Raw genomic sequence first — 23,297 nt, 5'->3', positions numbered from 1 at the left:
CCGGGACGTTCGGAAGGCATTGGAGGAATGAGAATATGGGTCTCAGTGAGCGGCAGAAAATGGCGGCGGGGGAGTGGTACTGTTGTTTCGATCCGGAACTCGACGCCTTACGCTGGCAGGCACGCGAGGCTGTGCATGCACATAATACAATGCCGCCCGCCCAGCGCGGCAATCTTGCGCCGGCTTTGTCTGCGCTTTTTGCCGAGATCGGCGAGAGCGTCTTCATCGAGGCGCCGTTTCATTGCTCCTATGGCATCAATATTTCGCTCGGCCGCCGAGTCTACATGAATGCCGGCTGCACCATCCTCGACAGCGCCAGCGTCCGCATCGGCGACGGCAGCATGCTGGGGCCGGGGGTCCATATCTATTGTGCCGAACATCACAAGGATGCCGAACTGCGCGGAGCGGGCATGGAGGTCGCACGGCCGGTAACGATAGGCAGAAGCGTATGGATCGGCGGTGGAGCGATCTTGGTCGGCGGCATCACGGTGGGCGATGGCGGGATCATCGGCGCCGGCGCGGTCGTCACCAGGGATGTTGCAGCCGGTGCGACTGTTGTCGGCAATCCTGCTCGTCCAGTTCGCGCGGGATAGCAGGAGTGTGCCGCGCTTTAGTTTGCCGGGCGGCGTTTTCGTGTCCACCATACGGCGAAGCGGCGGCGCCAGCGGCGAACCATCGGCATGTCGTGCGAGAGCACGATGAAGCCCAGTGGCAGCATCCAGAAGCCGAGCACCGGCAGGAAGCCGAGCAGTCCGCCGAAAATCAGCGCTATCCCCACGCCGACGCGGGCAAGGCGCGATCGGGGCAGGGGGATTCTCACAGAGCCGAAAACCAGCTCGCGGGTCGCGGGATCAATGCCAAAACGGCGGGTTTTCCGGCCATTCCGATCGGCATTTGCGGTCGTTTCACTTTGATCGGTCATCCACAGGAAATGGTGGCGCGAGGAAATAATGCAAGAGAATTCATTTTTTTTGAAAAAACCGCTTGGCAAATCGGGAAAGCATTTGTATTACCCCGCTCACACCGCGCCAAGCGCATTCCCTGGTAGCTCAGCGGTAGAGCATTCGACTGTTAATCGACAGGTCGCCGGTTCGAATCCGGCCCGGGGAGCCACTTTTTTCCACAGAACTGAAGTAGATAACGGCGCTAGAGCGCCCGGCTGAGTCTAGCTCCGCTTCTGCGGTTCTTAAGGCTGATGAACGCGGCCAACCTTATAGCAGCGCATTTTTGCAGTTTTATTGCACCTGCCTCGCGGTAGTGATTTCCGCGGAGGCTCGTTCGGTTCGATCACCGCATCCTCGTTGACCTGTCTTTCCCACTCATGCCAGATTGCCGCCGCTTGTCAGCCAGGCATCAATGCCGGCGGGCAATTCGGGGATATCGGCCAGATTCGACGGATTGGGGATAAAATGGCTGAGAATACGAGCTTTCGTGGTGGGGTGGCGCTGGGCTGGATTCTGAGCGCGATTGTTATTCTTGCATTGGCGGCCGATGCCGCTGTCGATCTCTTTATGCCGTCATTGATTGGCCCGCAGATGGCGGAGACGGGCTTTCCCGCCAATCTAGGCACGGTGGTGGGTTTGATCATCCTCATCAGCGTTGTTCTTTACGCTATTCCGCGCACCGCGGTTCTTGGAGCGATCCTCACGACCGGGTTCTTCGGCGGTGCCATCTGCACCCATTTGCGTCTCGGAGAAATCGGTTCTCCACCACAACTTATCAGTTTATTGCTCGGCATCATGGCGTGGGGTGGTCTCTATCTTCGTGACGAACGTATTCGGCGCCTGTTGCCCCTTCGTTCGGTGGACGACTGAAAATCGAGCACATGCCTCATTCTGGATTTTTGCGATGCAATAACAATATCTTGCACTGCACTCTTCTTCGCACGGGATGGCGAATGGTAGCGGGCTAATGAGATTGTGCCAAGATGATGCATCCGTGCTTTTCGAGAGCGCGCGGAGGCGGCTCTCGGGTGGATATATGTGGTATTTCTGAAAAAATTAGTTCAAGGTATGGTTGCTCTCGCGAATGTGAGGGCATGTTCATGTGCCGTTAATGCGATGCGGCACATGAACATAATGCGCGATCCGCGCAGCATAGTCCCCCAATGCTTTAGAGGTTCGACATGAAAAATCTGATTCTTGCTTCTGCAGTAGCTGTGGCGTCGGTCTTTGCCTTCAGCGTGCCGTCCGAGGCCGCTCCGATGCATCATCGTCATTATCATCAGCACCATCATCATCACTGCCATGTGAAGAAGGTAAAGCGCAAGGTTCATGGACGCTGGGTTATCCGCCATGTGCGCGTCTGCCGCTGATCGGAAGACGCTTGGAACCGGCGCAGGTTCCTCTTAAAACAATAAGGCCGCCGCCGGAGTTCCGGTGGCGGCCTTATTGTTTATGTTATTCCTCGAAGTGACCCGCTGCCTACCTTGTGTCCGGCGTGAGCTTGGCAGGTATCATTCCGATTAGGCAACCGGCCCCACTAAGGCCGAATCTCGAATATCACGCCGCCATGGCGACGATGATGATAGCGACGGTCGTCCCGCCATCTGTCATCCCAATGGCGGCGGCGATCCCAGCCGCGGTCACCATGCCAGTGACGGCGATCGCGATCACGCCAGCGGGGACGGTCGTCATCGCCCCATCGGCGCGATCCTTGCTCTTGCACAAGGATAAGATCCGACGCGCGCGATATAGATGGACTGCTCGGCGGCGCGGCCATCGCGGGCAGGGCGGCGGGTAGCGCGGAGCCTATAGCCAGCGTCACGCTCAAGGCGAGTGAAGCAAAGTGGTGTTTCAAGTTTCCAACTCCTGTAGTCAGCCATGTCCCTTTCATCGCTAAACGCCAGGGCATCGACTAGGTTCCCCTTTTCGTTGACTGGAGATCCTTGTGACACGCGTATTGATCGCAGGAGGAGCCGCTGATTGCGGATGTTGCATAAAAAAGGGGGCCGGCAGGGAAAGCCGGCCCCCTTCCTTCTCTGATCGGAGGTCAAGTCTGATCAGGTTAGAAGTTGCGTTCGAAGCGCAGGATGCCCGAAACAGTGTCGTCGTGGGCATAGTCATAGTGAACGTAAGTCAGTTCCGGCTCGACCAGGAGGTTCTTGACCGGGTTGAACTTCAGGTTCGTGGTTGCTTCGAAGATCTTCGAGTCGCTGTAAGCAAGCTGCAGGTTCCACTTCAGCTTATCGTTGACCGGAACGCCGACGCCGCCCCAGACAGCCCAGTCACCCCAGCCGCACTTCGATGCATTGACGGTACCGTTCGGTGCCGTGCAAGCGGAGACGTCTTGGTTGGTGCCAGCATACTTGTTGAGCTTGTCGCCGTCCGTGTTCCAGCCGCCCATCAAGAAGGCCGTGAATGCGCCGAAGTCAGCATCGACGCGAGCCTTGATGGCGCCTTCTTCGACGATCGAGTCGTAACCGCCGACGACCTTGAAGCCCCATGCACCGGACTTGAACCCAGCACCGGCAACGACGTCAGGAGCGTAGTGGTTCTGCCTGTCATCCGTCCACCAGCTTGCGCCGTAAGATGCCGAACCGGTTGTGGCGGAGTTGGAATCTTCGAGCGAGATCACGGCCGAGAAGCCGTTGCCGCCGTCATATTCATAGGTCAGCTGGTTCAGTTCGTACGGACCGTCATAGATCACGTCGTCGTTGATGACGTCGCCGGCATAACCAATGTACAGATTGTACTGCGAGTCCTTCTTACCAACCGTAAAGCCGCCGAGGCTGATATAAGACCACAGCAGGTTGGTGGAGGTGGAGCCACCATCGTTCCAGTCCCAGCGAACGATGGTTTCGGTCTTCAGCGGACCGTATTCGGTGTCGGTTGCGGTATCAACGTTCAGTTCGGCGCGGGTATGCCACAGCGTGCCCTGATGGCTGTCACGGTTGTAAGCGTTGTACCACTCACCTTCGGTACGTACCTTACCGCCGATCTTGAGGCAGGTTTCGGTGCCCGGGATGAAGAAGTAGCCAGCACCGTATGCGTCGCAGATGCGGACGTATTCCAGCGGCTCCGGCTCAGCTGCTACGATCGCATCAGCCGCGTGAGCACCGGATACTGCTGCAAGCGCAGCAGCGGAGCCGAGAAGAAGGCTCTTGATGTTCATAATAACTCCAATCTTTCTTGATTGGGCATGAGATATCGCGCCGAAAAACGACGTGCCCAACCCCATCCCGTTCATGTTCCCTATCAGTAGGTGCGAAGTAATAAGCCTCGCGAACTATTTCCTGAACCTGCTTCGGTGATTTGGCAAGATACTAAGGGTATGGAACTATATGCGCCCTACTTGAAAACCAGCGTTGTTGCAAAAATGACGCAATTCGCGGAGCTTCGTCGGTCACAACACTGTCGGATCACACTTGAATAGGCCCTGCCCACGAAACGGAAAGCGTTTACGCCGCCACGCGTTAGAGTCGACGGCGCGCGATGGGGCGAGTGAGGGTAGAGACGGCTGAAGTATGATGTTAACGGCAATCGAGCTCAGCCGTTTGCCGTCCGTGTGCGTCGCGATCTCGAGACACTTTACTGAACTGCGAGTGTGAAACAGTTGTCGGGCGGGGAAACTGAGTATCATTCTGTAGCGGAGAAGACGGCAACTTGTCCGGCTTCCGCCCCGTTGCGATCGCCGCTGTTTGGCTGTGGTGCGTCCGACGACATTACTGGGGGCGTAGTCTCGTCGGACGCGGCACTGTCCGGTCTGTGGGTGGCGTACAAACCGGTAGTACTAATTCTAGCATCTACCTTAGGTCCCTATAACCTACCTGAATGGGCTGGCATCGACCGCGCCTCCGGGCGGGTGGCGATTCCCCGAGCCGGCAATTTTCTTTTGCTCCTGAGACCCGGTTGGTTCGCGATAATTCGGCGCGATTGGCGGAGCATCCGGGTTCGCCCGTTGTCTGCAGCCGCGTCTCATGTTGCAGTCGGTCTTTGCCGATGCCAATGAAGGATCGGGTAGGCGCCTCTGATTGTCTATATCGGGCGTGTCCCGTGGGCCTGAAACCGAGCCGCTCGTTAAGGCCTAGGGGGGCGGCATTTTGCTCGCCCGCATGAGCAAATATCTTTTCGAAATGAAAAAAGGACAGGATTCGGAATGAACCCTCTTGCGGTTTTCTTTGGATCATTCTAAATCCGCGCCACCACAACGCAAATTGCTTTCGGATGGCCTCGTGGCGGAGTGGTTACGCAGAGGACTGCAAATCCTTGCACCCCGGTTCGATTCCGGGCGAGGCCTCCATCTCTTTCAAAACTGATTTATAAGTATCTGATTTCATTTTGTGTTTTCAGCTTTGGCAATCGTTGCCCCTGAGCTTTCCTCGCATTCACCGCCTAATATGATTTCGGCCGTTCCATCCAGCTAATCAAAGCCTCGAGCAAAGGATCGCTACGCCGTGATCACGAGAGATCGCGGCCGGAGCATTAACTCCAGCGGCTGGGAACTGCAGTTTCCTTACGGTGGGATGAACTTGGATTGCGGGTTATGACGAAGCCGCCAGCCTGACGGTGCCGCTGAATTCGCGATCCATCAAAAGCAAAAGCGGTCCAGTCTAGGGAAAAAACTGGGCCGCCTTTTGCTGGACTAGAGGTCAATCAAATTCAGCATGCTAATTATAAGATGGACTTAGTATTTGTCAACGGAGATGCGAGGCTGCGCCTTCGTGCATCGCACGCGATGTTCTCCACTTAATGGCAATCCTATCTCGCCAGAGCGTCTCCGTTGTGCATTCGGTTCGCAATATTGGCGGACAGGGCCGTCATCTGGATTGGTGCTCGAAAATTTGAGACATGTCCGCACCGGCGTTGCCGCATGGAACATCGGGCCTTGCTGGCGGGCCTATTCCTCAAGGCAGGGAAAGGCGAATTTATAGGCGCGTGCGATCAGCGAACTGGCGGGCCGCTCCAGTTGCCAGGAGTGCTCTGCCATCCATTTGCAGGCTATCGTCGTTGCCTTTGTGTTGCTGAGCTCGGGCGGCAGACAGAAAGCGCCCACGAACTGTTGAAGGTAGCGCTCGTAGCGCGACGAGTTTTTTGGAGTTTGCTTCGTGGCCCGGATCGTCAGGTTCTTCGTTCGCTGGGCCTCATCGAGAATGCCCTGAATATAGACCGAAGCGAGCGTTCGGTCCTCCTCGCACCATTCATCGAGCTGCTTTCCGGTAACGACATGTCCGATGATCGGGGCTGTGTCTTTCGCCTCATCCTCGCTTGATGTTTCCTCGCTCAACGCGACTTGGGGCAGGAGAAGGAGAAGCGCTGCGGCGAAGAGCGAAAGCCTCATTCGGAAAACCTACATCATCGAGGAAAGACTCGCGGCCAGAAAAACCACCAGCGGCAGCGACGTTACGACGAAAAGAACGAGAGAAACAGGCATCCCCAGCCACCTTCTATTCAAATTTAATATCTGGGCCGAATGGCTTCGGGCCGGAAGGTCGATTGGTCACCACACGGGTCCAACGCATCGAAGGGTGGTCGCGCGAAGTTAACATTTTGCTAACAGACGTCCCGGTCCGGAGCATGGCGGATCCGCAAGATGTCGCATATCCCGGATGCAGGGCGCTGACTTGTAGCTGACTTGTATTTGCGGATATCAATTGTTGTTCGTCGGCGACGCCTCGCCATGAATCTCTGCGGCTGTTGCCGCAATGCCTTGAAAGCGCGGCGTCAGGCGATTAAGACACGCGTAACAGAAAGTAGAGCCAGCTCGTTCTGGCACCAAGGGCGCAAGAGGATAAGATGGATTTCGAAGCAGCGCGCGTGAAGATGGTCGAGAACCAGATCCGGACGACGGATGTCACCTCCCATTCCGTGTTGAATGCATTTTTCGCCGTGCCGCGCGAAAATTTCGTAACGGAGAAGTCGAAGCTCCTGGCCTATGTCGATTGCGATATCGAGGTCGCTCCTGGCCGTTTCCTGATGGAAGCCTCGCCGCTAGCAAAGCTGCTGCAGCTCGGCGCCATCACCAAGGATGACAAGGTTCTCGATGTCGGCTGCGGCACGGGGTACGTGTCCGCCGTCTTGTCGCTTCTCGCCGGCAAGGTTATCGCGCTTGAATCCAACGAGGAGCTCGCGGCTCAGGCGAAGGCTAATCTTGCCGCGCTTGGCTACGACAATGTGACCGTCGTTGGCGGTGACCTTGAAAAGGGTCATGCCGCCGATGCACCCTATGATGTGATTTTCCTCAACGGTTCGATCGAACAATTGCCGCAGGGCCTGCTCGACCAGCTCGGCGAAGATGGCCGCCTTATCACCGTTATCGGCTATGGCCATGCCGCGCGCGCGACCGTTTTCATGCGCGAACGCGGTGCGTTTTCGGAAAACGTCTTCTTCAACGCCTCGATCAAGCCGCTGCCGGGCTTTGCCAAGGCCAAGGAATTCGTCTTCTGATTTCGTGAAGGTCCGATGATTGAGCTTGCGACAGGCGCCTTCGGGTGCCTGTTTTTTATTGTCGCGCCCTGTGGCAGAATCACGCTTAGCAGAGCGATTCGTCGTGATCGTAACAAAACTGTGCATCACCGGGTTTAGTGCTTTTCAGGTGATTTTGTTCCCGAAGACAGTCATCTAGGGTGGCCCTGATTCGGGTGCCGCCTGGCGAGTTTATGGTGCGAGTTTCCGGTCGTCGAATATGGGAAAACGGGGATGAATATGGCTCAGCCAAATGTAGTGCGTGAACCGTCCATGGAAGAAATTCTGGCGTCGATCCGCAGGATCATCGAAAGCAACGAACCCGTAGGTGCCAAGCCGACCCCCATGACGCATTTTGCCGCTTCCGGCATGCGTGACGACGACATTCAATTGACTGTGGATGAAGAATTCGCCGCCGCCGATCGCGCACGCGCTGCCGAGCAGGACCCGCGTTTCGTTGCGGCAAATTCGCAGGCGGCTGCTGTCGAGCCGGAAGGTGCCGGCCGCGGTCTGTCGCTGGCCGATGTTGCCGCGCGCGTGCGCGCTGCCTCCGAACGCAATACCGCCGCCTTGCTGAATGCCGGGCGGGAGCCGCAGCCGCGTGAGCTGCCGCCAGCCATAGCCGCACGCCTCGCCGAGGTACACGTCGAGCCGATCGCCGATGTCCCTCTGAGACAGGCCATTGGAGATGTTGCCGCACCGGTTGCTCAGCCTGTTTTGCGGGTGGCCGAGGTTGAACCCGAGGTGGAAGAGCAGAAGCCGATGGCTGCCGCTATGGCGCCTCAGGTCGCAGCACCCGTCGAGGCACCTATTTTTGAGGCGCCGGAACCAGCCGTTGCCATGGAAGTGGAAGCGCCCCTGTCGTCGGCCCAGGCCGTATCCGCATCGCCGCTGATGTCGGAAGCCGCCGGCGCACAGGTTTCCCGCTCGTTCGAGGAATTGGCCGCCATCGTTGACGGCGGTCCGCGTCGCTCCCTTGACGAGCTTGCCCAGGAGATGTTGCGCCCCATGCTGCAGGAATGGCTCGACGATAACTTGCCGACCCTTGTGGAGCGCCTCGTGCGTGAGGAAATCGAAAGGGTGGCTCGCGGTTCGCGCCGCTGACAGGCCTGAGCTTCGGGTAGCCGATCCGCCGCTCCGGGCTCCGGGGCGGCTTTTTTATTGACTTGCCCACAGCCATCCTATTTACAACCCGCATCACCCAGTCCTCTAGATCCGGTCCTAAAATGCTCGACAAAACATATGATTCCGCCACCGTCGAACCGAAGATCGCCCAAAAATGGGATGAGGCCGACGCCTTTCGCGCCGGCGCGAACGCCAAACCGGGCGCGGAAACCTTCACGATCGTCATACCGCCGCCGAACGTGACCGGTTCGCTGCACATGGGCCATGCGCTGAACAACACGCTGCAGGACATCATGGTGCGGTTCGAGCGTATGCGCGGCAAGGACGTTCTCTGGCAGCCGGGCATGGACCATGCCGGCATCGCCACGCAGATGGTCGTCGAACGCCGTCTTGCCGAACGCCAGCAGCCGGATCGCCACAAGATGGGACGCGAAGCCTTCATCCAGAAGGTCTGGGAGTGGAAGGACGAGTCCGGCGGGTTGATCTTCAACCAGCTGAAGCGCCTCGGCGCTTCCTGCGACTGGTCGCGCGAGCGCTTCACAATGGACGAGGGTCTGTCCAAGGCGGTTCTCGAAGTCTTCGTCACACTCTACAAGGAAGGTCTGATCTATCGCGACAAGCGGCTGGTCAACTGGGATCCGAAGATGCTGACCGCAATTTCGGACATCGAAGTCGAGCAGCACGAGGTCAACGGCAATCTCTGGTACCTGCGTTATCCGCTGGAACCCGGCGTCACCTATCAGCATCCGATCGCCTTCGACGAAGAGGGCAAACCGACGGAGTGGGAAACGCGCGATTATCTCGTCGTCGCCACCACGCGGCCGGAAACCATGCTCGGCGATACCGGCGTTGCCGTTAATCCGGAAGACGAACGCTATAAGCCGCTCGTCGGCAAGCATGTTATCCTGCCGATCGTCGGTCGCCGCATCCCGATCGTTGCCGACGAATATCCGGATCCGACGGCCGGAACTGGCGCGGTCAAGATGACGCCTGCGCATGATTTCAACGACTTCGACGTCGGCAAGCGCCGCGGCCTACGCGTTGTCAACATTCTGACGCCGGAAGCGACCATCACCATCAAGGACAACGAGGATTTCCTTGAAGGTCTCGACAACCCTGCAGCCCTGCACGGGGCCTGGGACGAGCTGGAAGGCAAGGACCGCTTCGAGGCGCGCAAGATCATCGTCCGCATTTTCGAAGAATCGGGCCTGCTGGACAAGATCGAGCCACACAAGCACATGGTTCCGCATGGCGACCGTGGCGGCGTGCCGATCGAGCCGCGCCTGACGGAACAGTGGTATGTCGACGCCAAGACGCTCGCCGAACCGGCGATCGCCTCGGTCCGCGAAGGGCGCACGAAGCTCGTTCCGAAAAGCTGGGACAAGACCTATTACGACTGGATGGAAAACATCCAGCCATGGTGCGTTTCCCGTCAACTGTGGTGGGGCCATCAGATTCCGGCCTGGTACGGTCCCGATGGCCAGGTCTTCGTCGAAAAGACCGAGGAAGAGGCACTGCAGGCCGCGATCCAGCATTATCTGTCGCATGAAGGGCCGATGAAGGCCTATGTCGAGGACCTGTTGGAGAACTTCAAGCCGGGCGAAATCCTGACGCGCGACGAAGACGTGCTTGACACCTGGTTCTCGTCGGCACTTTGGCCTTTCTCGACGCTCGGCTGGCCGGATGAGACGCCGGAACTGGCACGCTACTATCCGACGAACGTCCTCGTCACCGGCTTCGATATCATCTTCTTCTGGGTTGCCCGCATGATGATGATGAGCCTTCACTTCATGAAGGACGAGGGTGGTGAGCCTGTCGAGCCGTTCAACACGGTCTATGTCCACGCCCTGGTGCGCGACAAGAACGGGCAGAAGATGTCGAAGTCCAAGGGCAACGTCATCGATCCTCTTGAGCTGATCGATCAGTACGGCGCCGATTCGCTGCGTTTCACGCTGGCGATCATGGCCGCGCAGGGTCGCGACGTGAAGCTCGACCCGGCTCGCATCGCCGGCTATCGCAATTTCGGCACCAAGCTTTGGAACGCGACGCGCTTTGCCGAAATGAACGGCGCCAAGAGCGATCCGCATTTCGTGCCGGAAGCGGCCGAGCTCACCGTCAACCGCTGGATCCTGACGGAGTTGGCGCGCGCAGAGCGTGACGTGACCGAGGCGCTGGAAAGCTTCCGCTTCAATGATGCGGCAGGCGCGCTCTATCGCTTCATCTGGAACCAGTTCTGCGATTGGTATCTCGAGCTGTTGAAGCCGATCTTCAATGGCGAAGATGAAGGTGCCAAGGCGGAGGCGCAGTCCTGTGCAGCCTATGTGCTCGAAGAGACCTACAAGCTGCTGCATCCGTTCATGCCCTTCATGACCGAGGAGCTCTGGGCTCATACGGCGGGCGAGGGGCAGGAGCGTGAGGGCCTGATCTGCCATGCGGATTGGCCGGCACCGTCCTATGCCGATAATGTCGCCGCCGATGAAATCAATTGGCTGATCGATCTGGTCTCCGGCATTCGCTCCGTTCGCTCGGAAATGAACGTGCCGCCGGCCGCGACGGCGCCGCTGGTTGTTGTCGATGCCAATAGCCTGACGCGCGAGCGCCTCTTCCGTCACGATGCCGCCATCAAGCGGCTGGCGCGCGTGGAATCGGTTTCACTGGCAGATACCGCGCCCAAGGGCGCCGCCCAGATCGTCATCGGCGAGGCGACCGTCTGCCTCCCGCTCGGCAACCTCATCGATCTCTCGGCCGAGAAGGCGCGTCTCGAAAAGGCAATTGCCAAGAACGATCAGGAGATCGTCCGCATCGCCGGTAAGCTTTCGAACGAGAAGTTCGTTGCCAATGCCAATCCGGACGTCGTCGCGGCCGAGCGCGAGCGCCTCGGCGAGCTCGAGGGGCAACAGGCGAGCCTCAAGGTGGCGCTGGCCCGGGTGAGTGAAGCCGGCTGAGGCGTCGAAGCCCGGAGATCGCGCTTCGCATTTAGTAAATACAAATTGGAGGGCATGCGGTATTCGCCGCATGCCTTTTTGTTTATCCCCATCGATTCGATGCGTTTGACTGGATATGTGCCGCCACATCGCCGCCAGTTTCGCACAGGCGAAACAGACTACCCCTGAAGCTGTTGGACGCGCTCGAAAAGCAAAACTGTTGTCATATTGTAACAGAATTGTTGCGGTGAAGAATGAGAATCTATCAGGGGCCGAAAATGCTATTTCGAAAGAAAAAATTACCTACACTGATAGATTTTCAGAGGCGGGGTTCGCTTTCTTACGTAAATCAATCACTCTCTTACATGACCTGTGCTCTTATGCGCCACATTGCCAATTCACGCGATCATCGCAACAATCAAGCCACTGAATGCACATGTGGGGGAGATACAATGGCATTTTCTGTTGCGCTGAGGAGCGCACTTGCACTCGTTATTAGCTCGTCTTTTGCCAGTGCTGCCTTTGCGGGCGGCCTTGATCGTGGCGGCTATGATATTGATTTGCTTTTCGACAAAGGCCGTTATGCATTCGAGTCAGGCGTTACTTACGTCATGCCCGACCGTAAACTGAAGAATGCCAAGGACATCAATCCGGCCGACGGCAATCTCAATAACCGTAACCGTTCGACGGATGCGGCGGAAAATTACGCCATTCCCTATGCCGCCTTCAAGATCGGCATCACCGATGATCTCGACTGCATGGCCGACTATTCGCAGCCTTTCGGCGGGCACCTCAACGAAGGTGCAAATTGGGCTGGCGCCAATAACGAAACCGAAGTCAAGGTTCGCACGAACAACTATTCGGCCACCTGCTCGTACAAGTTCGATGCGGGTCCGGGGCAACTGCGTCTGATCGGCGGCGGTTTCTATCAGGAAGTCAGCGGCTACAAGTCGCGCCTCGTCTACGCCACTCCGGCCCCGATTTCTGCCGTTTACAACGGCATGGGTTCGCTTGACATCGACGGTCACGGCTGGGGCTGGCGCGCCGGTATCGCCTACGAAATTCCGGAATATGCCTTCCGCACGAGCCTCGTCTACAATAGCCGGGTCAAATACGACAATCTGAAGGGTAGCGTCGACCTGACCGAAGTACCGCCGCCTGTTGTTCCTGGCTTCGGTGGCAAGGTAACCTCTGTTTTCGGCTCGGCCGATGCTCCCGACTCCCTCGAGTGGAAGGTACAGACTGGCATCGCGCCGGACTGGCTCGCCTTCGGCTCAGTCAAATGGACGAACTGGAGCGTCCTGCAAAGCATCGCGCTGTGCCCGAGCTCCACGCGCAGCATATCCTGCAGGGCCAATGGCCCCACCGAGCTCACCTCGCTTGACTTGCTGTACAAGGATGGCTGGACGATCACAGGCGGTGTGGGGCACAAGTTCAACGACAAGTGGAGCGGTGCCGTCAGCCTGACCTGGGATCGCGGCGCGAGCGACGGCTATGGCATGAATTCCGATACGTGGACCCTCGGCGCAGGTGTGGCCTACAAGCCGACCGAGCATGTTCAGTTCAATTTCGGCGGCGCTCTCGGCCTCATGACATCAGGCAAGTCCGGACCGGTCACGCGTGGCGGTGTCGTCTATGGCAACGATGCGACCTACAGCTTCGGCAATGACTTGGTCGCCGCTCTTCAGACATCGGTGAAAGTCAGCTTCTGATGACAAACCGCTGAATTGAAGGAGCCTAACGACAGTTCCTTCACTTTATTATCGACGTCGCGAGCTCTCACGGGTTTCGCGACGTTTTTTATTGGATCGGGAAAAGTGGAGCGTAAACCGGGTCTTCTGCCTGATTTATGGTTAAAGAAATCTCAAGTCCGATAAAATTTTTGTGACGAATTAGCAACACTCTATTTCAAGACATTGCAGCCACGTGATGAGATTACAATTTGTCCATTTCCCGCCACAAATGGGGAGCAGCGATTACGCAGGCATAGGGGCAAGCCTTATAGAAAGTGCGTAAGCGGTTGATGGGTGAACTTCCACTTTGGCATAAGCAAAAATCGGGGATCGGAGCCATGATGCTTCCGACGCGGGGGAAAAATCGTTGTCTGCCAAGGGAAATCGTCAACCGGACGATCTTTGATTTCCATTATCGGAAGACGATTGCGAACGCTGCTTTAGCGGCGGGACGTGATCGCGACCGGACAAATGCTGGTTTGGACATAATTGCAAGCTATGCTCGCAAATGTGGCAAACAGCATCGGTTGGACGCCACAGGAGCCGCCCTCTCGAAGGGCGATCCAGTCTCGTGCGCCATCAGGGAAAACATTCGTGAAACTGGCGGCGTTTGTGCAAGCGCCGTAACAGGTCCGAATGGAGCGAAAGAAATCGACTGTTATGTTTAAGTCCGAGTTCATATCAGCGAGAGTTATGATGCTCAGCCTGTCTCTTGCCACTGCGGTGGTGCTGGCAGGGCAAGCCAAAGCATTCGACATCAATGCCGGCGTCACCAAGGAATCGGGTCCGTTCGATCTCTTCAAATTCGGCTTCAAGGCCTATAAGAACGGGCAGAAGGAAGAGGCGGTCGAAGCCTATCGGTATGCCGCCGAAAAGGGTCATACCGGCTCCCGCTGGGCTCTGGCCAACATGTATGCCGATGGCGATGGCGTGACGCAGAACGATTTCGAAGCTTTCAAGATCTATAGCGAGATCGCCCAGCAGGGCGTGGAGCCAGGTTCGGAAGACACCGGTTTCTTCATCAACGCGCTGCTGGCGCTTGCGAGCTACTACAAAAGCGGCATTCCCAATAGCCCCGTAAAGGTCGACCTCAATCAGTCCCGCCAGCTTTATTTCCAGGTGGCATCCACCTTCGGCGTGCCGGAGGCGCAGTTCCAGCTGGCGCAGATGATGCTATCAGGCGAGGGCGGCGCCACCAACGTTCAGCAGGCCAAGAAATGGCTGAACCAGGCGCGCAAGAGCGGCCATCCGGGCGCCATGGCCGTTTTTGGCAATCTCCTGTTCCAGGAGGGGCAATCCATTCGCGGTCTGGCCTTCATGACGGCGGCACTCGACAAGTGCAAGCCGAAGGACTGTAGCTGGATGGAAGACATGCAGGAGCAGGCCTTCTCCATCGCCAATGAGAACGACCGCCGCGTGGCCGTTTCCATGGCTCATCAGCTCGATGTCGCAGGCCCCGATTGATTGGCATTGCATCGGGCTTCCATCCGGAAGAGACGGGTAACTTTTCCCGATCGGGATTGAAGCTTAATTGCTGAAATCCAGGTGAGCGACAACGGGGACGTGGTCGGAAGGTTTTTCCCAGGCGCGCACATGCTTCTCGATTGCCGTTCCGGTGAGGCGATCGGCTGCCTCTGGTGACAGCATCAGGTGGTCGATGCGGATACCGTTGTTTTTTGGCCAGGCGCCGGCCTGGTAATCCCAGAATGAGTAAAGCTTGATCGCGTCCGTCGTCGCACGTACGGCATCGGTAAAGCCGAGATGTTCGAGCTGGCGGAAAGCTTGACGCGTCTGCGGCAGGAAGAGTGCATCGCTCTCCCAGACCTTGGGGTCGAAACAATCATGCGGCTCGGGGATGACGTTGTAGTCTCCAGCGAGTATCAGGGGCTCTTCAAGGGCCAGGCGCTCCAGGGCGAATTTGCGCAGGCGCTCCATCCAGGCGAGCTTGTAGGAGTATTTTTCCGTATCGATCGGATTGCCGTTCGGCAAATAGAGGCAGCAGATCCGCAAGGCGCCGTGCCCTTCGACGGAGAAGACCGCCTCGATAAAGCGGGCCTGTTCGTCGCTGTCGTCACCTGGCAAGCCGCGCGTCACCTCATCCGGCTTGGTTTTCGAGAGAATCGCAACGCCGTTGAAGCCCTTTTGCCCATGCGTTTCGACGTGATAGCCAAGCGCTTCGATCTCCAGCCGCGGAAAGCCTTCATCGACGGTCTTGATCTCCTGCAGGCAGACGATGTCCGGGTTCGAGTCCTTCAGCCACTGGCAGAGGTTCTCGATACGCGCTTTGACGCCGTTGATGTTCCAGGTGGCGATTTTCATGGGCGGCTCATTCCTTTGCTTCGCCCTGTTGTATCCGCAGCCGGTCGGCTTGACTACAGCCCATATGAAAGCCGGCCCGAAGCGAAGGCTCCTGGCCGGTCATCAAACTATGGAAAAGCTGAGTGAGGATCAGATGGCAAAACTTGTGCCGCAGCCGCAACTTGCGACCGCATTCGGATTCTTGATCTGAAAGGATTGGCCGAGAAGATTGTCGACGAAATCGATCTCCGAGCCTGCCATATAGACCAGCGACAGCTGATCGATCAGGACGGTCGCATTGTTCTTTTCGACAATGATGTCGTCAGCTTCGGGGCCCTCGACGAGATCGAATTTATAGGAAAAACCCGAACAGCCACCGCCTTCGACAGCGACGCGAAGCGCGCGCTTTCCGGCATCCGCGCCGACGATAGCAGCGATTCGCTTGGCCGCGGCATCCGATAGGGTAACACTTGTCTCAGTCATATCTTCCTCCTGCCGGGGTCAAGATCCGGAGAGAACCATTAAGCCGTCGAACTTTCAAACGGCTGATATTCGTAGCCTTTAACATGAAAGTTAGGCCGGCGACAGCTATGGTTTCCTGGTTGAGCCAGACGCCATTTTGCTGTTTTCTTGTCTATAGGTATGAAGGCCGCAAAGCGGCGTCAATGGCCGGGATGTAGGAAGAGCGGACATATGTCCGCATTGCCGGGCACGGGCAGGGATCGATTGCAGGGAAACCACTGTCGCGCTGATGGCGGTGCGGGAGCCAAATGCCGGAAATGGATTGATAATGACGATTGATACGCATGCACTGGGTTTCGGGTACGGGGAAAAGGCAGCCTATGCAACGAATCCCTGGGAATCGCGCGGACGGCTCTACGAAGAAGGATCGAGCCCGACACGCTCCGAATTCCAGCGCGACCGCGACCGGATCGTCCATGCGACCGCCTTCCGGCGGTTGAAGCATAAGACGCAGGTCTTCATCGCTCAGGATGGCGACCACTACCGCACTCGGCTGACGCATACGATCGAGGTGGCGCAGATCGCCCGCGCCCTGGCGCGAGCCCTGAAGCTGGATGAGGATCTGGCGGAGGGGGTGGCGCTTGTCCACGATTTCGGCCACACGCCTTTCGGTCATACGGGTGAGGATGCACTGCATGAGGTGCTGCTGCCGTATGGCGGCTTCGATCACAACGCCCAATCCCTACGCATCGTCACCAAGCTCGAGCGCCGTTATGCTGATTTTGACGGGCTCAACCTCACCTGGGAAACGCTTGAGGGACTGGTGAAGCACAATGGACCGCTGATGACGCCCGATGGCAAGGGCATCCAAGGTCCGGTGCCGCGGCCGATCCTCGATTATTGCGAGATCCACGATCTCGAAATCGCCTCCTATGCCAGTCTTGAAGCGCAGGTCGCCGCGATCGCTGACGATATCGCCTACAATACGCACGACATCGATGACGGCTTGCGCTCCGGCTATTTGACCTTCGACATGCTGGAGGAGGTGCCGTTTCTTGCCAAGCTGATGACCGAGGTGAGGGCACGTTATCCGCATCTGGAGGCGAGCCGCTTCACGAACGAAATCATGCGCCGGCAGATCACCCGCATGGTGGAGGATGTGATCGCCGTTTCGCAGCAGGCGCTCGCTGAAATCAAGCCCCGCAATGTGGCCGACATTCGGGCTGCCGGGCGGATCATCGCGACCTTCTCGCCGGAGATGGCCGAAACCGACAAGCTGATCAAACAGATGCTGTTCAAGCGCATCTACCGTCATCCCGACATCATGCGCATCCGTGCCGGCGCGGCGCAGATCGTCACGGACCTTTTCCACGCCTATATGGAAAATCCCAGGGAGATGCAAAGCCATTATTGGGTCGATCATATTGCCGGGTTGGCGATCGCCGCCAAGGCAAGGCATGTCGGCGACTACCTCGCCGGCATGACGGACACCTACGCCATCAGCGCCCACAAGCGCCTGTTTGACCAGACTCCCGATTTGCGGTAGGCAGCGGCGGCGTCGGGCCGATAGCGGCTCGCGAAGCTAATGCGTGGACGATATGATGAACCTTTTCACCGACTTCGAACTAAGAATTAAGAACGCTCTCGAACAAATTGATATTGTGCGGGAAAAGCGATCTGAGCTCGACTTCGGACGTATCGGCGTAGAGCCGCCGCGCGATGCCACTCACGGCGATGTCGCCACCAATGCGGCCATGGTTCTGTCCAAGCCGCTCGGCACGAATCCGCGTGCGCTTGCCGAAATCATCGTCGCCAAGCTGAAGGAAGATGCTGATGTCGCCGAGGTTTCGGTGGCCGGCCCCGGCTTCATCAATCTCCGTCTTTCGGTCGGCTATTGGCAGCGGCTGCTGTCCACGATGATCGCGGAAGGCGAAAAGTTCGGCCGTTCCAAGCTCGGCGAGGGGCAGAAGGTCAATGTCGAATATGTTTCGGCCAACCCGACCGGGCCGATGCATGTCGGCCACTGCCGCGGCGCCGTCGTCGGCGATGCGCTGGCAAACCTGCTGGCCTTCTCCGGCTATGAGGTCACCAAGGAATATTACATCAACGATGCCGGCTCGCAGATCGACGTGCTCGCACGCTCCGTCTTTATTCGCTATCGCGAGGCGCTGGGCGAGCAGGTCGGCGAGATACCCCCGGGCCTTTATCCCGGTGATTATCTCGTTCCGGTCGGTGAAGCGCTCGCCAAGGAATTCGGCACCAAGCTGCGCGGCATGCCGGAAGAGCAGTGGCTTCCGATCGTCAAGGATCGCGCTATCGACGCAATGATGGCGATGATCAGGGAAGACCTGGAGGCGCTGAACGTTCATCATGACGTATTCTTCTCCGAGCGCACCCTGCATGCCAATGGTGCGGCGCTGATCCGCACCGCGATCAATGATCTGACGTTCAAGGGCTATGTCTACAAGGGCGCGCTGCCGCCGCCGAAGGGGCAGTTGCCGGAAGACTGGGAAGATCGCGAACAGACGCTCTTCCGCTCGACGGAAGTGGGTGACGATATCGACCGCCCGCTGATCAAGTCTGATGGTTCCTACACTTACTTTGCCGCCGACGTTGCTTACTTCAAGAACAAGTTCGACCGCGGCTTCAACGAGATGATCTACATCCTCGGCGCGGACCATGGCGGCTACGTCAAGCGGCTGGAGGCGGTGGCCCGCGGCATTTCTGATGGTGCTGCGAAGCTGACGGTGCTTCTGTGCCAGCTCGTCAAGCTGTATCGAAATGGCGAACCGGTGAAGATGTCGAAGCGCTCGGGCGATTTCGTCACCCTGCGCGAAGTCGTCGATGAGGTCGGCCGCGATTCGGTGCGCTTCATGATGCTTTACCGGAAGAATTCCGAGCCACTGGACTTCGATTTTGCCAAGGTTACCGAGCAATCGAAGGACAATCCGGTCTTCTACGTGCAGTATGCTCATGCCCGCTGCATGTCGGTCTTCCGTCAGGCCGGGGAAGCCTTCCCGGATCTCGATATAGCCTCGCTGGATCTGTCGAAAGCTGTCGTCGGCGCGATCTCTGATCCTACTGAATTGCAGTTGGTTGCGAAGATTGCGGAATTCCCGCGAATCATCGAAGCTGCAGCTCAGTCTCAAGAGCCGCATCGCATCGCTTTTTATCTTTACGATTTGGCCAGTTCCTTCCACGGACACTGGAATAAAGGTAAAGATTTACCGGAATTACGTTTTGTTAACGATAAGAACCGAGAATTGAGCATTGCCAGACTTGGGCTGGTGTACGCTGTCGCGTCGGTTTTGAAGTCGGGTCTTGGTATAACCGGGACCGCTGCACCGGACGAAATGCGATAAACGTCACCATTTACCCACATTACGCTGGCATCAGTTGAAGCGTTTTCGAGTGGAACGGGTGATGGCAGAAAAACAGTTCGCGTATCGCGCAAGCGGAAACGACAAGTTCTTTGCGGATGATGATCCGCTTGCGGAACTTGCTCGTATCGTAGGTTTCGAGCCGCGCCCCGCTGCTCAGGAGAATGCTCCGGTTCAGCGGCAGGACCCTGCCTTCAACCTCGAAGACGAGCTTCTTCGCGAATTCGAGCGGTACGATACGCCGCGAATGAGTCCGGCAAATGACATTTCGGCTCCGGCGGAGCAGGTGTCGCCGCCGAGCCATGAGCAGGCCGCTCTTCCAGCTGAGCCGGTACAGGCTGAGCCCAAGTTTGAAGAGCCTGTGCCGCAGCCGGTGGCTCCCATCAAGCCGACGATCGGTGCTCGCGATCTAATCGACGAGCTCGAAATGTCGATCGCGCCGGTTTTGCAGCCGGCGCAAAAGCCCGTGTCCGTCGAGCCGCAACCGGCTGCTCCGGTGCTGAAGCCGACGCCGCAATCCGCTGCCGCCACCATAAGGCTGCCGCTTGCCAACTTTACGCTGGCAACCCCGGCTGCCCCGCGTGAGCAATTCACGCCGGCTGCTGTCCCCTCACCGAAGGCCGCTTCCGACGAAGCGCTGTTCGATAGCGCCGTCGATTTCGAGGCGTTCGGCCCTGTGGAGCCTGCGCGCGCGCCGGAACCAGTCGCTCAGCCCGCCATATCCCAGCCGGCTCCGGCCGTCTTTCATGCGCCCGAGCCGCCAAAGGTGGTTAAGGCCGATCCGGCCGCACTTTCGGCTGAGATCGATGCCCTCCTGGCCGATGTGAATCGCTATCCGGTTCCATCCAAGACCGATGCGCCGGTTGGTAAGGAAGAGCCGGATTTCGAAGATTTCAGCGCCTCCCTCTCGGAGCTTGCAGAACTGCCGGTCGCTCCGGCCCCTGTAGCACAGCGCGAAGAGGCAAAGCCTATTACCTTCGGTGCGGAAGATCCCTTCACCGATCAGGACTTCGAATTCGACCTGGCCGATATCGAGATGGAACTTGCTGGTCTCGATTTCGCTGAGGCCGATAAGTCTTCTGCCGCACGGCAGTCGGCTGCCGCCGCTCCGATGGCGGAGCCGGCCCTTTCCCGTGCAACGCCCGTTGCGCCTGCTGCTCCGGTATTTGCCGCCGCAGCGCCCCAGCCTGTGCAGCCTATCCAAACGTCTACCGTAAATGCTGCGCCTGCAGCGACTATGGCCGCGCCGGTATTCGAAGCCGATCAGCCACTGCCGTTTGATCCGACGGAAATCGCCGAGACGGAGGAGCGTGTCGAAACCTTCGAGGGTTCCCATGTTCCGCATCTGCCGGCAATCGAGCCGGAGGAGCCGATCGCGGTGCCGTCGGAATTTGATTTCGATCTCGATTCGGAAATGGCGAGCCTGCTCGGTACTCCGGCCAAGGAAGCAGCACCTGAGCCGATCAAGCCGGCTGTTGCCGCCGCACTTGGTGGCGCCGCTACCGCCGCTTCCTGGTCGAAGAATGCTGCTGCCCAGCCTGCCGTGCCCGTCGCAAAGCAGCCGATCGAAGAGTTCGACGAGTTCGAGCGTGCACTGGAAGAGGACTTCCGCCGCAGCTATCGCGAAGCCGTGACGCCTGTCGAGAATGTCGCCAGGATGACGCTGAACCCCGCGGCCAACCGTCGCCCGGTTCGCTCCGTTCGTGGAATGGTGACGACTGCCGCTGTCATCGTGGTTCTTGGCGTCGGTGCTTATGGCGCCTACAGCTGGATCCGCCACGGAGCGCCGATCTCCAGCTTCTCGGGTGAGCCGCGCGTGATTGCAGCCGACAGCGATCCGGTAAAGGTCGCTCCGGAAAATCCAGGCGGCACCGTCGTTCCGAATCAGGACAAGGCCGTCTACGACCGCGTTGCCGGCGACAGCACAGCGGCGCCGAAGCAGAAGGAGCTTGTCTCCTCCAACGAGCAGCCTGTCGATGTCGTCCAGAAGACGCTGATTCCCGAAGCCGTATCTCCGGATGACGGCAGCGGCGATCAGGTCACGCCGACGCCGGTCGGTGAAACCGAAGATCCACGCCTGCTGCCGAACCAGAATGGCGGCAACACCAATGTCGCCGCCAACAACGACGAACAGGTGCCGTCGGTCTCGCCGCGCAAGGTGCGCACGATGATCGTCAAGGCGGACGGTTCACTGGTGCCGCGCGACGAGCCGGCTGCCGATACAACGACTGCAACCGCCAAGCCGGCGAACAATCCGGTCGCATCCACCAGTTCGCGTCCGTCTCCAGCAAATGCCCCGGCCGCAAACCAGTCGGATGATACCGATGCCGCTAGCGCGGAGAGCACGCCGATCCGCGTCGTCAAGACGAACCCGGTTCCGACGGCACGTCCGGAGCCTGCCGCCAAGGCGAATACGGCTGCTCCGGCCCAGGAAGCCCACGCTCAAGCTCAGCCCAAGGCCCAGCCGAAGCAGGTCGCATCTGCTAGCCCGGCGACTGCAACTCCGGCTGCCACCTCCGCTGCAAGTGGCGGCGCTTACGGTGTGCAGATCGCATCCCTGCCGACCGAGGCCGACGCGCAGAAGTCGCAGGCAAACCTCAAGGTCAAATTCGCCAGCGTCATCGGCAACCATCCTCTGGAGATTCGCAAGGCCGATATCGCCGGCAAGGGCACATATTATCGCGTCCGCGTCGTCGCCGGCTCGAAGGATGATGCCGCTGCCATCTGCACGCGCTATCGCGCCGCCGGCGGCACCTGCCTGATTTCGAAGTAAAATCAGATACGAAACTTGGAAAACGGCGAGCATCGGCTCGCCGTTTTTATTTGGAGCGCGCTGTTCCTGTGCATCTCCGCTTGACGTCACTCGCATTTCCCGGCGCAAGCCTTATGATTCGGATATGACCGAATCGAAATCCATGATCCTCGGCTGTAGCGGCCACACCATCACCCCCGAAGAGCGATCCTTTTATCAGGGGGAGCAGCCCTGGGGCTTTATCCTGTTCGGACGCAATATCTCCGAGCCGGCGCAGATCGCCGATCTCGTTGCGTCCCTGCGCGACAGCGTCGGGCGCGAAGCACCGGTTTTCATCGATCAGGAAGGCGGCAGGGTGCAGCGCATCCGTCCGCCGATCCTCCAACATTATCCCTCGGGGCAGGCACTCGGCGATATCTATCGCCAGGACCGCGAACGAGGCCTGCGTGCCGCATGGCTGATGTCGCGGCTCCACGCCTTCGATTTGCTGAAGTTTGGCATCAATGTCGATTGCTTGCCGGTGCTGGACGTGCCTGTGGAGGGATCGAGCAACGTCATCGGTAATCGCGCCTATGGCTCCGATCCGGTGACGGTGACGGAGATGGGGCGTGCTGCCGCGGAAGGTCTGAAAGCCGGCGGCGTGCTGCCCGTTATGAAGCATATGCCCGGCCATGGCCGCGGCTTTGCCGATTCGCATCATGAATTGCCTGTTGTTTCGGTTCCGCGCGCGGAGCTGGAGGCGCACGATTTCGCGCCTTTCGTGGCTCTCAAGGATGAGCTGATGGCGATGACCTGCCATGTCGTCTTCACCGATATCGATCCGGAGAACCCGGCCACGACATCGCGCAAGGTGAACGAGGAGATTATCCGCGGCTATATCGGTTTCAAGGGGCTACTCCTGTCGGACGATACCTCGATGAATGCGCTGAAGGGCACGATTGGCGAGCGCGCAGCAAATATTGTTGCGGGCGGATGCGATATCGTGCTGCATTGCAATGGTGTCATGGACGAGATGCAGCAGGTGGTTCGCAATGTTCCCGCGCTGGCGGGTGCGTCGCTGGCAAGGGCCAAGGCGGTCGAAGCGGCTTTCGGCAGGAATGATGGTGCCGATGAAGCCTCTATTCGGGCGGAATTCGACGCGATCTTCGCCGTAGCGTAAAACCGGACTTCTAGGAACGGACGGGTGACAGAGTGAGCGGCAGCACGGACAAGCTTCAGCA

Annotated in this window: 19 protein-coding genes and 2 tRNA genes; 15 read left to right on the top strand and 6 right to left on the bottom strand. The window is 58.5% G+C overall.

Annotated elements, in window-relative coordinates; all coding sequences use genetic code 11:
• The first annotated feature begins 35 nt into the window (after positions 1–35).
• Positions 36–593 carry a sugar O-acetyltransferase gene (locus FHT73_RS05050; RefSeq protein WP_183710206.1) on the top strand — a complete coding sequence of 186 codons (558 nt, stop codon included), beginning with the start codon at positions 36–38 and terminating at the stop codon, positions 591–593.
• 17 nt (positions 594–610) lie between these two features.
• On the opposite strand, the gene FHT73_RS05045 is transcribed toward FHT73_RS05050, so the two are convergent.
• Positions 611–922: a hypothetical protein gene (locus FHT73_RS05045; protein WP_015339668.1), complete on the bottom strand. Its 312-nt coding sequence runs from the start codon at positions 920–922 to the stop codon at positions 611–613.
• A 116-nt stretch (positions 923–1,038) separates the two neighbouring features.
• Here FHT73_RS05045 and FHT73_RS05040 point away from each other — a divergent pair.
• The 3 genes from FHT73_RS05040 (at position 1,039) to FHT73_RS05030 (ending at position 2,314) form a co-directional block, all read left to right on the top strand.
• A tRNA-Asn gene (locus FHT73_RS05040) sits at positions 1,039–1,113 on the top strand.
• Positions 1,114–1,409: 296 nt separating this feature from the next.
• Positions 1,410–1,814, top strand: coding sequence for a DoxX family protein (locus FHT73_RS05035; RefSeq protein ID WP_183710204.1), 405 nt, complete (start codon positions 1,410–1,412; stop codon positions 1,812–1,814).
• A gap of 311 nt (positions 1,815–2,125) precedes the next feature.
• Complete coding sequence (locus FHT73_RS05030; RefSeq protein ID WP_081598371.1) at positions 2,126–2,314, top strand: hypothetical protein; 189 nt, start codon at positions 2,126–2,128, stop codon at positions 2,312–2,314.
• A gap of 187 nt (positions 2,315–2,501) precedes the next feature.
• Here FHT73_RS05030 and FHT73_RS05025 read toward each other — a convergent pair whose 3' ends face one another.
• Positions 2,502–2,669 (bottom strand): hypothetical protein, encoded by a 168-nt coding sequence (locus FHT73_RS05025; RefSeq protein WP_183710202.1) that lies wholly within the window; start codon positions 2,667–2,669, stop codon positions 2,502–2,504.
• Between the two features lie 337 nt (positions 2,670–3,006).
• Positions 3,007–4,113 (bottom strand): porin, encoded by a 1,107-nt coding sequence (locus tag FHT73_RS05020; protein WP_015339672.1) that lies wholly within the window; start codon positions 4,111–4,113, stop codon positions 3,007–3,009.
• A 1,054-nt stretch (positions 4,114–5,167) separates the two neighbouring features.
• On the opposite strand from FHT73_RS05020, the gene FHT73_RS05015 reads away from it, so the two are divergent.
• Positions 5,168–5,241: transfer RNA gene (locus tag FHT73_RS05015), tRNA-Cys, on the top strand.
• A gap of 597 nt (positions 5,242–5,838) precedes the next feature.
• Here FHT73_RS05015 and FHT73_RS05010 read toward each other — a convergent pair.
• The gene (locus tag FHT73_RS05010) at positions 5,839–6,279 is read right to left on the bottom strand and encodes a Rap1a/Tai family immunity protein (RefSeq protein ID WP_112338269.1); all 441 of its coding nucleotides are present in this window, start codon (positions 6,277–6,279) and stop codon (positions 5,839–5,841) included.
• Positions 6,280–6,734: 455 nt separating this feature from the next.
• Between FHT73_RS05010 and FHT73_RS05005 the strand changes: the two genes are divergently transcribed.
• From FHT73_RS05005 to exoR, 6 genes are all read left to right on the top strand, one after another.
• Entirely contained in the window at positions 6,735–7,385 is a 651-nt protein-coding gene (locus FHT73_RS05005) for a protein-L-isoaspartate O-methyltransferase (RefSeq protein WP_183710200.1), read from the top strand.
• A gap of 258 nt (positions 7,386–7,643) precedes the next feature.
• Positions 7,644–8,507, top strand: a complete 864-nt coding sequence (locus FHT73_RS05000) for a DUF2497 domain-containing protein (protein WP_183710198.1) — start codon at positions 7,644–7,646, stop codon at positions 8,505–8,507.
• Positions 8,508–8,629: 122 nt separating this feature from the next.
• Positions 8,630–11,473 (top strand): valine--tRNA ligase, encoded by a 2,844-nt coding sequence (locus tag FHT73_RS04995; RefSeq protein WP_183710196.1) that lies wholly within the window; start codon positions 8,630–8,632, stop codon positions 11,471–11,473.
• A 431-nt stretch (positions 11,474–11,904) separates the two neighbouring features.
• Positions 11,905–13,164: an OmpP1/FadL family transporter gene (locus tag FHT73_RS04990; RefSeq protein WP_183710188.1), complete on the top strand. Its 1,260-nt coding sequence runs from the start codon at positions 11,905–11,907 to the stop codon at positions 13,162–13,164.
• Positions 13,165–13,475: 311 nt separating this feature from the next.
• Complete coding sequence (locus tag FHT73_RS04985) at positions 13,476–13,853, top strand: hypothetical protein (RefSeq protein WP_183710186.1); 378 nt, start codon at positions 13,476–13,478, stop codon at positions 13,851–13,853.
• Positions 13,846–14,649, top strand: coding sequence for an exopolysaccharide production regulator ExoR (gene exoR / locus FHT73_RS04980; protein WP_183710184.1), 804 nt, complete (start codon positions 13,846–13,848; stop codon positions 14,647–14,649). The genes FHT73_RS04985 and exoR overlap by 8 nt, the downstream gene beginning before the upstream one ends.
• 63 nt (positions 14,650–14,712) lie before the next feature.
• Here exoR and xth read toward each other — a convergent pair whose 3' ends face one another.
• Together xth and erpA are read right to left on the bottom strand one after the other, a co-directional pair.
• Positions 14,713–15,504 carry an exodeoxyribonuclease III gene (gene xth, locus FHT73_RS04975; protein WP_183710182.1) on the bottom strand — a complete coding sequence of 264 codons (792 nt, stop codon included), beginning with the start codon at positions 15,502–15,504 and terminating at the stop codon, positions 14,713–14,715.
• A gap of 129 nt (positions 15,505–15,633) precedes the next feature.
• Positions 15,634–15,966: an iron-sulfur cluster insertion protein ErpA gene (gene erpA / locus FHT73_RS04970; protein ID WP_015339680.1), complete on the bottom strand. Its 333-nt coding sequence runs from the start codon at positions 15,964–15,966 to the stop codon at positions 15,634–15,636.
• 307 nt (positions 15,967–16,273) lie between these two features.
• On the opposite strand from erpA, the gene FHT73_RS04965 reads away from it, so the two are divergent.
• The 4 genes from FHT73_RS04965 (at position 16,274) to nagZ (ending at position 23,236) form a co-directional block, all read left to right on the top strand.
• The gene (locus FHT73_RS04965; protein WP_183710180.1) at positions 16,274–17,491 is read left to right on the top strand and encodes a deoxyguanosinetriphosphate triphosphohydrolase; all 1,218 of its coding nucleotides are present in this window, start codon (positions 16,274–16,276) and stop codon (positions 17,489–17,491) included.
• 55 nt (positions 17,492–17,546) lie between these two features.
• Positions 17,547–19,307 (top strand): arginine--tRNA ligase, encoded by a 1,761-nt coding sequence (gene argS, locus FHT73_RS04960; protein WP_183710178.1) that lies wholly within the window; start codon positions 17,547–17,549, stop codon positions 19,305–19,307.
• Between the two features lie 61 nt (positions 19,308–19,368).
• The gene (locus FHT73_RS04955; RefSeq protein WP_183710176.1) at positions 19,369–22,098 is read left to right on the top strand and encodes an SPOR domain-containing protein; all 2,730 of its coding nucleotides are present in this window, start codon (positions 19,369–19,371) and stop codon (positions 22,096–22,098) included.
• A gap of 124 nt (positions 22,099–22,222) precedes the next feature.
• The gene (nagZ, locus tag FHT73_RS04950; protein ID WP_112610143.1) at positions 22,223–23,236 is read left to right on the top strand and encodes a beta-N-acetylhexosaminidase; all 1,014 of its coding nucleotides are present in this window, start codon (positions 22,223–22,225) and stop codon (positions 23,234–23,236) included.
• Positions 23,237–23,297: the final 61 nt, after the last annotated feature.

Origin of the sequence: Rhizobium sp. BK098 (genome assembly GCF_014193155.1) — a bacterium.
Classification (GTDB): Bacteria; Pseudomonadota; Alphaproteobacteria; order Rhizobiales; family Rhizobiaceae; genus Rhizobium.
The sequence above is the reverse complement of the archived record's forward strand: the minus strand, read 5'-3'. Positions and strand labels throughout refer to the sequence as shown.